This window comes from Blautia acetigignens, from assembly GCF_025566865.1.
Taxonomy (GTDB): Bacteria; Bacillota; Clostridia; order Lachnospirales; family Lachnospiraceae; genus Blautia_A; species Blautia_A acetigignens.
In genome coordinates this window covers 85,652-98,230 of the sequence record NZ_JAOQJM010000004.1, presented here as the reverse complement: position 1 = coordinate 98,230, position 12,579 = coordinate 85,652, and the positions used below count along the sequence as shown (strand labels likewise).

Sequence of the window (12,579 nt, the reverse complement as noted above, 5' to 3'; positions counted from 1 at the left end):
AAAGGAAAAGCTGGGAAAAATTTTGTTTTCGTAAAAAACGGGCATTTTTGAACTGTTTTATTGCCGTTTCCTATATTCTCGGGGGCTGCAACCCTTTACCTTGGCGAAAACCTTGGAGTAATAATTAGAATCGGAGAAGCCTGCGTTTTCTGCCACGATGCTGATTTGCGTTCCTTTGCAGAGATCCTCCAGACTTCGCTCAATGCGGTATTCCTGAAGATAAGTAAATAAGGTGGTATTCATGTGCCGCTTAAACAGCCGGGTACATTCACTTTCACAAAGGTGGATGTGCCCGGAAATGTCTTTCAGGGTAATGGGGTGGCTGTAGTTTTCCTCAATATAGGAAAGGATCTTCTTAAGCCGGTCGTAATCCGGACTGTTTTCCTGGGTGTCCTGGGGTTCGTAGGTAATGTGGGAGAGAAGCAGCCGCCACATCATCTGCAGATGAATGGTGATATCCAGCTCATAAAATTCCGGCTTTTTCTGATCCAGGGAAATAATTGCAAGAAGATGCTCCCGGAATGCACTGTGCCAGGTTTCGCTCTGATCAATGCAGACAGCAGGCAGGCGGGGATCCTGGATCACCGGGTCCACATATTTGCTGTTTATGGTGCTTTGGAAAAATCCGTAGATCAGCCTGGGGTCGAAGGTCACCGGAATGTAGGAGCAGTCCTGGTGGTTTTCCATGGCACCGGAGTGCAGGGCATTGGAATTGTTGAACACGATATCCCCTTCTTTCAGATGGTAGGTTAGGTTGTTCACCTTGTAGCACATGGAGCCGGTCTGCACATAGGTGATTTCGATCTCGGGATGCCAGTGCCACATGAAAGCCCCGGATTCATATTCAGAAAGCTTCTGGTAGCTTACCAGGAAGGGGAAATGCTCGCTGCCGTGCTGTTTTAATTCTTTTTGAAACTGGTTGGTGATGATCTGCGCCATGGTGTGTGCCTTTCTTTTTTAATACATTGTAAAAGCGCAGCGATTGTTTACTGGCAGTGTGCCTAGAGCCTGTTGCCGGACACAGAGTGAACAGTGATGAATCGCATAAATTTACCTGTAAAGTACTTGTATTATACACTATAAAGTCTTAAAAACGCAAGATATTACTGATACTGCGCAAATTATTTAAGGTATTCCATATTGGATGCGATATAATAAGAGATATATTACATAAGAGATACCATATCAACCTAATTATATTATTTACACATAATATCATAAAGAAGGAGAATCCCTATGAACTTACCAGAAAAAGCAAGCTTTGAGAAAATCTACGGAGAAACCGAGAAATGTACTGAACGCTTCCAGAATCTTGCAGAGAAATTTGCCAAGATCTACAAGCATGACCATGCAGATTTCTTCACTTCTCCGGGAAGAACCGAGATTATCGGAAACCATGTAGACCATAACGGTGGCAAGGTAATCGCAGGAAGCATCAACCTTGACACCATCGGCGCTGCAGCACCAAACGGCACCAATGTGATCCACATCACCAGCGAAGGCTACAGAGACGAGATCGTAGTAGACCTTGACCGCATCAGCAGAGCCAACTACCCGAAAGGAACCTTCGCCCTCCTTGCAGGAATGATGGAAGGCGCGAAGAAAAACGGCTTCAAGACAGCCGGATTCGATGCTTATGTAAGCACCAACGTAATCGCAGCAGCAGGCGTAAGCTCCTCCGCATCCTTTGAGATGCTGATCATGGTTATCATCGACTATTTCTTCAACGACAGCAAGATGACCTACACCGACTATGCAAAGATCGGCCAGTACGCTGAGAATGTTTACTGGGACAAGGCATCCGGAATGATGGATCAGATGGCATGCGCAGTAGGCGGACCGGTTCTTTTTGACTTCGCAGACCGAAACGACCTGAAATACAGCAAGCTTGATTTCTCCTTTGGAAAATTCGGCCACAAGCTGGTAATCGTAAACACAGGAAAAGGCCATGCAGACCTGAGCCAGGAGTACTCTGAGATTCCGGGAGAGATGAAAGCAGCAGCCAAGGTACTTGGCGCAGAGCTTCTTCATGAGACCACCCTTGAGAATCTTCTTGCACATGTCAATGAGATCAAGGACGACAGAGCCATCCTTCGTGCCATCCATTTCTTCGAAGAGACCTCCCGCGTAGAGCGCGCAGCCGATGCCATCGGAGAGGAGAACTACCAGGAATTCCTGAAGCTGATGGATGAGTCCGGAAGATCTTCCTGGGAGCTGCTTCAGAACTGCTACTGCATTAAGGACTGCCACGAGCAGAAGATCCCTCTTGTACTTGCCCTGACCCAGCTGTTCCTGAACAAGATCGGCGGCGGTATCTGCCGAGTACACGGCGGCGGATTCGCAGGCGTTATCGCAGCCATCGTTCCGGAAAAAGAGATGGACAATTATGTAGAGTATATTGCTCAGTATGTAGGCAGAGACAATGTATATCCAATGGACATCCGTGCCGTAGGCGCAGCCCATATCGGTTGAGAAATGAGTGAATTCAAACCTGAAAAAGGCGAAAAAGCCAAATCCTTGAGGGAACCGCACCTACCAAGAATCCGTGCGTTCCGATTATTGCAGTTCCAACTACAGCAGGTACTGCAGCTGAGGTTACCATCAACTACGTTATCACAGATGTTGAGAGAAAGAGAAAATTCGTATGTGTAGATCCTCATGACATGCCGATCATCGCAGTTGTTGACCCTGAGATGATGTCCTCCATGCCAAAAGGACTTACCGCATCCACAGGTATGGATGCCCTGACACATGCCATCGAGGGATACACCACAAAAGCTGCATGGGAAATGACAGATATGTTCCATCTCAAAGCCATCGAACTGATCTCCAAATCCTTAAGAGGTGCTGTTGAAAACACCAAAGAGGGACGTGAGGGCATGGCTCTTGGACAGTACATTGCAGGAATGGGCTTCTCTAACGTAGGACTTGGAATCGCACACTCCATGGCACACACCTTAGGTGCTGTCTATGATACTCCTCACGGCGTTGCCTGCGCACCAGGAAACCCGAAAGACGCAAGCGTAGAAGACCTGACTGCTCTGTTCAGAAAGATTATGTAAGAAGTGCCTGAATATCTGGGCAAATAAAAAAGCTGTAAAAGTAAATCCGGATGATAAGTTCATATCTTATGTGTGACTTATCATCCAGAAGCTTTTACAGCTTTTTGTGTAAAATGCTGGTATTTGGAAAAGGCACCGCCGGATTATTCGTCCAGCTTGATCTTTTCTTTCAGAACTACGCAGCCTGCCATATCACCAATAACATTGACGCAAGTAGCACCCATATCGCAAAGGGTATTGATGCTGATGTACACGCCCATAACGCCTGCCGGAAGACCTGCCATGGTGGCAAGGGCTGCGAAGGAAGCAATGGCGCCTCCTGGGATTCCCGGTGTTCCCACAGACAGAAGCACGTTGGCCAGAAGGATCACGATCATCATGGAAATGCTCACATTGATTCCGCAGGCATTTGCAAAGAACATGATCATAAAGGACATGAGAATGGAAACCGCGTCCATGTTTACGGTAGCGCCAAGAGGAATGGCAATACTGGTGATCTTGTTGGAGACGCCCATCTCATCCTCCATGCACTGCTTGCTGATCGGGATGGTAGCAGAACTGGAGCAGGTTCCAAATGCGTTTAACGCAGCCGGAAGCATTGCCTTAAAGAACTTCACCGGACTTTCCTTACCGATGAACCTCACAGCGCCGCCGTACACAATAAAGGCAAATCCAAAGAATGCAAGGTACAGGATTACAAGCTGGGTAGCCAGTGAGATAATAGTCTCGGTACCGTTGGCCTCCACAACCGGAACGATAGTACAGAAGACACCGATTGGGGTAAAATACATAACTGTGCTGATGACCTTCAGACATACCTCATTGCAGGAGTCGATCACCTTCAGAAGGGCCGCTCCCTTTTCCCCGATGGCGATCAGGGTGAAGCCTACGATCACGGCAAACACCAGGACCTGAAGCATGTTTCCGTTGGCAAAAGCAGCCACCGGATTGGACGGGATCAGGTTCTTGATGGTATCCAGAATGCTGGTCATCTCTGTAGCCTGAATGTCAGAGGTTGCCATCTCAAACTTAACGTTCTTGCCAAGGTTGATCAGTCGCGGGATGATCAGTCCTGCCAGGCTGGCAAGGGCAGTGGTGCACAGGAAAAAGATCATGGCACCTGCAGTGATCTTACCAGTGGTGCGGGCACTTCCAATACTGGTGATACCCATAATAATGGAACAGAATACCAGCGGGAAGATCATCATGTTCAGGGCGTTCATGTAGATGCTTCCAATCAGGCTGGTAACAGTCAGTACAGGCTCGAAGCGGTTCGCCAGAAAAAGTCCGGTGAGAATACCAAGGATCAGCCCGGTAAAAATTGCGGTTGTGATATGTTTCTTATACCACGCATAAAAACTCTTCATTTGTTCCCTCCTTAAAATAACCCAGAATATTTCAACATTTTACCATAATCTCACATTCTATATGTTACAGTAATAAAACTGATGTGTTACAAATACATTACGAAGCAGCAGACGGGCTAAGAATGTATTTTCACAGGTACAGACAGGGGAAAAACGTCGAAATAAGCAGAAGAAACTGGACATATTTCACACATGCGTGCTATACTGAAATAAAACAGAACTGCTGGAGGATAGCAGGAATTTCGTGACAGCAATTTTCCTGATGTTTTCCGGAAGCCTACCAGCTGGTGCCATACATCAGAACCTGCCAGGCCAGGAGCAAGTACCATATTTACGCCAGGGAGCTTCAGGCCTCTGCCAAGGTGTTCACCCAGTGGGACAAATACAAATATTTAAAAGGTGCCAAGGGCGATTACATTGCAGTCCGGGAGGATGACCTTTCGGATGTTTATACCATCGAGAAATCTGTATTTTTACGAAGCTATGAGAGGTGCGAATAAAATGGGAAACTGGAAATATACGGCCTTTATCAGCTACAGGCACGGCGGAAATGACGAGTTTGCGGCAAAGACCCTTCATAATATGCTGGAAAATTACCGTGTTCCGGCGAAGCTGGCAGCCAAGCTTGGACGAAAAAAGGTAGGCAGGATCTTCCGTGATGTGGACGAGCTGCCAAGCTCCAGCAGTCTGTACAACAATATTGAGGAGGCCCTTGGACAGTCTGAGTTTCTCATTGTGATCTGTACCCCAAGGCTTCAGGAATCCAAGTGGTGCATGCGTGAGATCGAGCTGTTCCAGAAGCTTCGGGGCAGTGATCATATTATTGCGGTGCTTGCAGAAGGGGAACCTGTGGACAGCTTTCCCTATGCCATCACCCATCCGGTGATCAACGGACAGGAAGTTGAGGTAGAGTCTCTGGCTGCAGATGTGCGCGGCGAGACGCCGGCAAAGCAAAAGCACAAGATGAGAGTGGAGCAGCTGCGTATTGTGGCAGCCATGCTGCACTGCGAGTTCGACCAGCTCCGTCAAAGAGAACGGCAGCGCCAGCTCCAGCGAGGCATTGCAGCCGGCGGCGTCAGCTTTGCTGTTGTCTGTGCTTTCCTTGCCATGTCTGTAAGGGAGAACCAGAAGCTGCAGAAACAGGTGCAGAAGACCCAGTCTGCCCAGTCCTATCTGCTGGCAGAGTATTCGGATACCGCTTATTCTTCGGATAACCTGAAGCTGGCAGCCATGCTTGCCATGGAAGGACTTCCGGAGGATTTAGGAGATGATCGTCCTTTTGAGGGCGCGGCTATGGCTTCCCTTACCAATGCTTTGCAAACCTACGATTACCAGAAGGGATACGCGGCGAGAAGCAATGTGAAGACCCAGACCATGGATGCGGTGCTGGTCAGCCCGTATGATGATTACATTGCCTATATTGACCTTGTAAGCTCCTCAGATTATACCCTTCATTTCTATGACATTGCCGCTGGAAAGGTTGTGGCAGATTTTCCGGTAAACCCGGATTACAACGGATACCGCAGCTGTAACTCCAAGGTTGCCTTTTTCGGGGATCACCGCTGCGCCATTGCCGGCAAAGAGGGACTCCAGGTCATTGACATGAACACGATGGAGGTGCTCTGGGAGGGCGCCTATGGCATGACTGTCAGCGCAAGTGCCGATGGTTACAGAGTCAGTGTGTTTAATATAGAGGAAAACAGCCTGACCGTCTATACCGCAGATGGAACGCTGCTTTCTGAGTGCAGCTGGGAGAATGGGGAAGCCGTATTTTTCGGAATGAGTGATGACGGCAGGTATGCAGCCGTCGCAGAAGTTGTGGATGAGGATAACAACGAACAGAACAATCTTTATATTATTAATACCAATACTGGAAATACAGTGAAATATCTGGACGATGTGAAATATGAAAACTGTGTATTCAATGACAGCTCATGGTGCGGAAACAAGCTGTTTTTCACCTATGGAGGAGACGAGCTTTATGGATATGTGGATATGGATCAGAACCAGGTTCACAAAACCACAAGTAAGATCGAGACCGACATCTGTTATGCAGATTCCCGCCGGGGACTGATCTATTTCCGTGATGGAAACCAGCTGAACTGTGCTTCCATGGAAACCGGAGAGGTTGAGAAAACTTATAGTGCCGCCAGAAATATTGCAGATGTTGTCTATACAGGAGACGGCAAAAAAAATACGGCCTTTGCTGTCAGCGACTCTGACGGAACCCTGGAATATGTGGATTTTACAAAGGATCCATACCGGATCGGAAGCCTTGCTGGAGACGGCAAGGAGTGTTCGGAAATCTGCATAGGAGATACCTATGCGGTAACCTATACCTACAACGATTATGAATTCCGTATTTATCAGAAAAATAACCGCAGTACCTCCCAAACCGCTTCCATGAAGAAGCGTTCCAACGAAAAGGTGGCACATCTGATCCGCCGTGAGAGGATGCTGGCCGTGAACTGTACAGACAACTCCTACATGGTAAATCTGTCCACCATGAACGGAGCTGAGTTTGACAACGAAGTTTCCTATATGAATGTTATCAATGATAATCTGGTCAGCTGTGACAATCTGGACGGAACCATCAGCGTCTATGATGGGGAAACCGGAGAACTGCTTACAGATCTTCCGGACGGAGTAGGCGGCAACCTTGAGACAGATGCTGCCTATATGGTAGAAGACGGTGTTATGAAAAAATACAGCTATGATAAGACAGATAAGTCCGCAGATGAGGTGGAGCCGGTTTATACAGAAGAAGTACCGGAAGACTGTATCATGGCATTTATTTCCAAGGACGGTTATCTGGTAGAAGAAAGAAACGACGGCGGTGATACCAGTACGCTGGTGGTTCTGGATCCGGATCGAAAGGAAGTTCTGTCTGTGGAAGAAACGGGCGCAAGCAGCAGTGGGGAAGCAGATTACGTGCTGTACCAGCCTGCCGGAGAAACCGATTATGTTCTCTACAATTTCGCGGAAAAAAAAGAGATTGCCCGAATGGATCTTGGGGAATTTTCCTGGATGGAGTGTGTAAACGGCGGATATGCCTTCCTTTGCAGCAGTGATAAGGGGGCTTATGTGGTAGATACCTCCACAGGAGAAGTGATCCTGACCATTTCTGAGGCCAATACTTTGTATACCTTTGATGCACCGGAAGGACAGCCTTATTTCACAGCTCTTTACCTTTCTGACAACGGAGAGACCAGACTGGACGTATACAGCAGGGAAGAGCCATCCTCCCCAATCGCCAGAATCAAAGGCGGTCTTGGAATGAACGAAAAGGGCGAGGTGCTGATCTTCGACGGTGTGGATACTATTTACGGAGTACCGTTCCTTTCCATGGATGAAACTTATGCAAATGGTAAGGAATTCCTGAACGGCGAGGGCCTGACGGAGGAGCAGAAGGCGGCTTATCATTGTGATTAAGCGATAAGGCTGATGATTTCTGACGTCTGTATTGCTTTCATTTGTGTGAATGATATTGCAAAGTGAGGCGGGCAGATTGCAGAAATGTTTGTAGCAGGATTTAAGCCGCGCAGCAGGAGGTGATTCCCTATAGAACGGTTGATTTTCCATGTAGATGTAAACAGTGCCTTCCTCTCCTGGGAGGCGGCGAAACGAGTGAAGGAAGGGCTTCCGGATCTGCGGGAAATCCCTTCTGTGGTGGGCGGAGATCCAAAGCAGCGCACGGGAATCGTGGTTGCCAAATCCATTCCCGCCAAGAAGTACGGCATTCAGACCGGGGAGCCTATGGCCATGGCTCTTCGGAAATGCCCCAATCTTGTGGTGGTTCCCAGTGATTTTCGCCTTTATACAGAGAATTCCCTGGCATTTAAGGCGATTTGCAGGGACTATGCCCCTGTGGTGGAATCCTTTTCCATTGATGAAGTGTTTCTGGATATGACGGGCACTTCCCTGATCTATCCGGATCCCATTGCAACTGCGCACCAGATTAAGGACAAGATTCATGAAGAGCTTGGTTTTACGGTAAACGTGGGCATTTCTACCAACAAGCTGCTGGCCAAAATGGCCTCAGACTTTGAGAAACCGGACAAGGTACACACCCTTTTCCCAGCGGAAATCCCGGAAAAAATGTGGCCGCTTCCCATTCGGGACCTTCTGTTCCTTGGCAAAGCTTCCGAGAAAAAACTGCAGGATTTCGGAATCCATACCATCGGGGAGCTTGCCAGGGAGAAGGAATCCACCATCCAGGCTTTGCTTGGAGAAAAGACGGGGCGCCAGCTTTACCAGTATGCCAGAGGAATCGACAATTCCCCGGTGCTTGCCCAGGCAGAAGAGAGCAAGGGCTTCAGCGTGGAGAAAACCTTCAATGACGACATTGTTTCCGTGGAACAGGTGCTTCCCATTCTTCTGGAGCAGTGCGACATTGTTGCTACCCGCATGCGGCGGAAAGGGAAGAAATGCAGCTGTATTTCCGTCACCTTCCGTACCCTGGACTTCAAGAACCGTTCCCATCAGACCAGCCTTTCCAGTGCCACGGACGTGACCGATGAGATCTACGAAAATGCCAGAAGGCTGTTTCTGGAATTCTGGAAGGGGCAGCCCCTTCGACTGATCGGTGTTGCTCTCACCGGACTGACAGATGAGAGCTTTGAGCAGATGTCGTTGTTTGAGGATACGAAGAAAAAAGAGCAGCGCCAGAAGCTGGATGCTACTTTGGATGCCATCCGCATGAAGTTTGGCAACGACAAGATCACCCGCGCCAGCATTATGAACAGCAACACCGGCATGGGACGGAAAGCAAAAGCGCAGATGGAGAATGAGACCCAAAAGCGAAATAAAACTGATAAGAAAGACTAAAAAGCTATGAAAAAACAACTGGATTACAAAAATATCATAAAAGAAACTGTGATTCTTACCTGGGCAGTGGCTATTATTGCGGCGGCAGTTTATTTTTTCCTGGTGCCAAGCCATACCTCGGTCAGCAGCATTTCCGGACTTGGAATTGTGCTGTCCAACTTTGTTCCCCTGCCCTTGTCTGCCATCACCATGATCCTGAACGTGGTGCTCCTGATCATCGGATTTTTTACCTGCGGAAGGGAATTTGGAGTTAAGACCGTTTATACAAGCATTGTTTTGCCGCTGTTTATCGGTCTTTTTGAAAGGATTTTCCCGGATTTTGAATCCATGACCGGAAGCCAGGAACTGGATGTGCTCTGCTACATCCTGGTGGTCAGCGTAGGACTTAGCATTTTGTTTAACCGGAATGCGTCCTCCGGCGGTCTGGACATTGTGGCAAAGATCATGAACAAATACCTGCACATGGAGCTTGGCAAAGCCATGTCCCTTTCCGGCATGTGCGTGGCACTTTCCGCGGCACTTGTGTACGATAAGAAAACGGTGGTGCTCAGTATTCTGGGAACGTATTTCAACGGCATGGTGCTGGATCACTTTATTTTCGACCACAATATCAAACGGCGCGTCTGCATTATCACAAAGAAAGAGGAGGAGCTTCGAAGGTTTATCATCGAGGATCTTCACAGCGGCGCGACGATTTACGAGTCTATTGGAGCGTACAACTTGCAGAAGCGCAATGAGATCATCACCATTGTAGACAAAAACGAATATCAGAAGCTGATGAACTTCATCAACCACGAAGACCCGAAAGCTTTTGTGACGGTTTACAATGTTTCAGACATGCGCTATCAGCCGAAGATGTGAGAGACAGGTGAGAGCAGATATGAGCAAAGAGAAAAAAAGAAAGAATGGGATTAAAGAATCCGGGAAGAGATCCCGGAATCAGAAGAAAAAACTGAAGGGAGTTCTTACTGCCTGTATTGTAATCCTTGTTCTTCTGGTGATTGGTCTGATCGCATATGAGATCGTAGTAAATACAAAGACAATGGGCGGAAACATTACCGTCAACGGAGCAAATGTTTCCCGTCTTACTCCCGAAAAAGCCAGCGAGACCTTAAGCTCTGCTTTCGAATCGAAGCAGTTGACCTACGTGGAAAATGGAAATACGGTATATACCGTCACCCTTGGAAACCTGGGTTATTCCCTGGACCAGGCGGATCTGCTTTCCCAACTGGAACAGATTATGGAGGAACACCAACAGAACTGGAAGCTTTTTCGTGGAAGAGAGAATGATGTGGTGACCTTAAATGTGCAGAGGGATGACCAGAAGTTTTCAGATGCGTTAACGGAAGGGAATTTTTCCGGAAGCGGTGAGAGAGTTGCCTCCCAGAGTGCGAGCATTCAGTATGACAGCCAGCAGGACACTTACGTGGTAATTCAGGATCAGCTTGGAAACCAGATCGATGAGGGAAAATTAAGACAGTACACAGAAGCCTACGTCGGCCAGAGCCTGGACGATTCTTTTTTCAAAAATAATCTGCAGATAGAGGTGAACGAAAACCTTTACAAGACAGCAGAGGTAACCGCAGATTCCACAGAATTGAATGAAAAAGCAGCAGAGCTGAACACCCTTCTTTCCAATTACAGAAATGCCTCCATTACCTACACCTTTGGAAGTGTGACGGAGGTACTGAACGGGGAGACCACAGGAGCCTGGCTGCAGATTTCAGACGACGGGATTACCGTGGATGAGGCACAGGTTCAGTCCTACGTGGAGAACCTGGCTGGAAAATATAATACCATTTATGTACCAAGATCTTTCCAGACCACAAGCGGTGGCGTCATAGAAGTGAGCAACAATGAATATGGCTATCGGATCGACCAGAGTGGGGAAGTCCAGCAGATCCTTACAGATTTAAAGAGCGGAGAAGCCGTTACCCGTGAGCCTGTTTATGAGAAGGCTGGTTTGTCACGAAATGGAACCGATGATCTGAACGGAAGCTATATTGAGGTCAGTCTGTCTCAGCAGCATTTGTGGCTGTACAAGGATGGCGCGCTGGTTACGGAAACGGACATCATCAGCGGCCTTCCTACACCGGAGCGTGCCACCTACACAGGCGCTTACCCCATCGCCTACAAGGCAAGCCCCTTCACCCTTTCCAGTGAGGAGTATGGATACGAGACAACCGTGCAGTACTGGATGCCCTTCGTCTACGGCCAGGGTCTCCATGATGCAAGCTGGCAGTCCTCCTTCGGCGGTGACGCATATAAAACCCGAGGCAGCCACGGCTGCGTAAACCTTCCGCCAGATGAGGCTTCGATTATTTATAACACCATAGAGGGCGGGTATCCCATTATTTTGTATTAAATTGCATCAATTTACTTAAATTTAACAACGAAATGAACAAATATAAATTGACAACTTATTTTAACTATGTTACACCTTGGCATATTTTTTAAATACCCGCGCGAAATGACTCTGGGAAGAAAATCCCAGATAGTTTCCGATTGCAGTAAGAGATTTACCCGAATAACGGAGGAGGCGCTTTGCTTCTTCCGTTTTTTCTTTTAAAATAAAATCTGTCAGGCTTTCCCCGGTCTCTTCCTTAAACCGCCTGGAAAGATAAGGGCGGCTCAAAAACAGCTCTTTTGCCAGCTTTTCCACAGTGATGTTCTCAGACATATGATGCTGGATGTAATTGGCAACATCCAGAGTAAGCCGGGTGGGCTGCTTTCCAAGGCGCAGGCGCTCTACTTTGTTCGTATAATCCAGCAGCATCCGGTACTGGAGATTTACCAGCTTTTCTGGGGAAGCGAGAAGCTCGCACTGTTGGATATAGGAATCACTGAGGGAAAAGGCATCGTTTACATCCATCCCGCCAGAATCAGCCAGCCGCTGAACTTTCTGCCAGGTTCCGTTTATGCTTCTGGCTGCGATGAAAAGGGAAATACCACGGACGCGTTGCTGAAAGAGGTTCCCGCATGGCAGCCGGGCAGCTGGTACGAAACCTGCAAGGGAAAGCCAAACCAGAAAGAATTGGAAGCCATGCTTGGCAGACCCTATCATTTTGTGAAGCCGCGAAAAGGTCAGTTTACCATGGATAATTCTGTGGAGGAAATGAAAGATGCATCCTCTGCCGGAGCCCCCTTACGCAGCATGCAGATTTCCGGCGGCATGAAAGGCGGCCTCATCCCCGCCCTCCTGGAATTCGCCAACGGCCATTTTCTCCGCGGAATTTGGAAAATGATCACCGGCTGATGCTGAATCCTCACAGTGTTATTAAATACCGAACCTACACTGCTGTGAGTCAGCAGAAAAAGATTCA

10 protein-coding genes and 1 pseudogene are annotated in these 12,579 nt (G+C 48.1%); 8 read left to right on the top strand and 3 right to left on the bottom strand.

All coding sequences use genetic code 11. From position 1 onward, the window contains the following. Window positions 1-57 precede the first annotated feature (57 nt). Window positions 58-939: an AraC family transcriptional regulator gene (locus tag OCV70_RS07005; protein WP_186901306.1), complete on the bottom strand. Its 882-nt coding sequence runs from the start codon at window positions 937-939 to the stop codon at window positions 58-60. A 297-nt stretch (window positions 940-1,236) separates the two neighbouring features. Here OCV70_RS07005 and OCV70_RS07000 point away from each other — a divergent pair, with 297 nt between their 5' ends. Both OCV70_RS07000 and OCV70_RS06995 read left to right on the top strand, forming a co-directional pair. Then, window positions 1,237-2,472, top strand: coding sequence for a galactokinase (locus tag OCV70_RS07000; RefSeq protein ID WP_021926977.1), 1,236 nt, complete (start codon window positions 1,237-1,239; stop codon window positions 2,470-2,472). Window positions 2,473-2,516: 44 nt separating this feature from the next. After that, a pseudogene (locus OCV70_RS06995) lies at window positions 2,517-2,999 on the top strand (iron-containing alcohol dehydrogenase); the annotation flags it as partial. A 206-nt stretch (window positions 3,000-3,205) separates the two neighbouring features. Here the strand turns inward: OCV70_RS06995 and OCV70_RS06990 are convergent. Then, window positions 3,206-4,429 (bottom strand): dicarboxylate/amino acid:cation symporter, encoded by a 1,224-nt coding sequence (locus tag OCV70_RS06990; RefSeq protein WP_021926975.1) that lies wholly within the window; start codon window positions 4,427-4,429, stop codon window positions 3,206-3,208. Window positions 4,430-4,716: 287 nt separating this feature from the next. On the opposite strand from OCV70_RS06990, the gene OCV70_RS06985 reads away from it, so the two are divergent. The 5 genes from OCV70_RS06985 to OCV70_RS06965 all read left to right on the top strand — a co-directional run bounded on the left by OCV70_RS06985 (window position 4,717) and on the right by OCV70_RS06965 (window position 11,621). After that, window positions 4,717-4,929 (top strand): hypothetical protein, encoded by a 213-nt coding sequence (locus OCV70_RS06985; RefSeq protein ID WP_147342965.1) that lies wholly within the window; start codon window positions 4,717-4,719, stop codon window positions 4,927-4,929. A 1-nt stretch (window position 4,930) separates the two neighbouring features. Continuing rightward, window positions 4,931-7,861, top strand: coding sequence for a TIR domain-containing protein (locus OCV70_RS06980; protein WP_195587334.1), 2,931 nt, complete (start codon window positions 4,931-4,933; stop codon window positions 7,859-7,861). A 138-nt stretch (window positions 7,862-7,999) separates the two neighbouring features. Next, window positions 8,000-9,256, top strand: a complete 1,257-nt coding sequence (locus OCV70_RS06975; RefSeq protein ID WP_202031092.1) for a DNA polymerase Y family protein — start codon at window positions 8,000-8,002, stop codon at window positions 9,254-9,256. Between the two features lie 6 nt (window positions 9,257-9,262). Beyond that, window positions 9,263-10,117, top strand: a complete 855-nt coding sequence (locus OCV70_RS06970) for a YitT family protein (protein WP_021926972.1) — start codon at window positions 9,263-9,265, stop codon at window positions 10,115-10,117. Window positions 10,118-10,136: 19 nt separating this feature from the next. Beyond that, complete coding sequence (locus OCV70_RS06965) at window positions 10,137-11,621, top strand: L,D-transpeptidase family protein (RefSeq protein WP_195587335.1); 1,485 nt, start codon at window positions 10,137-10,139, stop codon at window positions 11,619-11,621. Window positions 11,622-11,690: 69 nt separating this feature from the next. Here the strand turns inward: OCV70_RS06965 and OCV70_RS06960 are convergent, their stop codons facing one another. After that, window positions 11,691-12,128 carry a helix-turn-helix domain-containing protein gene (locus tag OCV70_RS06960; RefSeq protein ID WP_173767483.1) on the bottom strand — a complete coding sequence of 146 codons (438 nt, stop codon included), beginning with the start codon at window positions 12,126-12,128 and terminating at the stop codon, window positions 11,691-11,693. Between OCV70_RS06960 and OCV70_RS06955 the strand changes: the two genes are divergently transcribed. Next, window positions 12,084-12,512, top strand: a complete 429-nt coding sequence (locus tag OCV70_RS06955) for a hypothetical protein (RefSeq protein ID WP_173767481.1) — start codon at window positions 12,084-12,086, stop codon at window positions 12,510-12,512. The genes OCV70_RS06960 and OCV70_RS06955 overlap by 45 nt on opposite strands. Window positions 12,513-12,579 lie beyond the last annotated feature (67 nt).

Bases quoted from the DNA above. Each gene is read 5' to 3' on its own strand.
- OCV70_RS07005 (WP_186901306.1), bottom strand. From the start codon at position 939: ATGGCGCAGATCATCACCAACCAGTTTCAAAAAGAATTAAAACAGCAC.
- OCV70_RS07000 (WP_021926977.1), top strand. From the start codon at position 1,237: ATGAACTTACCAGAAAAAGCAAGCTTTGAGAAAATCTACGGAGAAACC.
- OCV70_RS06990 (WP_021926975.1), bottom strand. From the start codon at position 4,429: ATGAAGAGTTTTTATGCGTGGTATAAGAAACATATCACAACCGCAATT.
- OCV70_RS06980 (WP_195587334.1), top strand. From the start codon at position 4,931: ATGGGAAACTGGAAATATACGGCCTTTATCAGCTACAGGCACGGCGGA.
- OCV70_RS06970 (WP_021926972.1), top strand. From the start codon at position 9,263: ATGAAAAAACAACTGGATTACAAAAATATCATAAAAGAAACTGTGATT.
- OCV70_RS06965 (WP_195587335.1), top strand. From the start codon at position 10,137: ATGAGCAAAGAGAAAAAAAGAAAGAATGGGATTAAAGAATCCGGGAAG.
- OCV70_RS06960 (WP_173767483.1), bottom strand. From the start codon at position 12,128: ATGGATGTAAACGATGCCTTTTCCCTCAGTGATTCCTATATCCAACAG.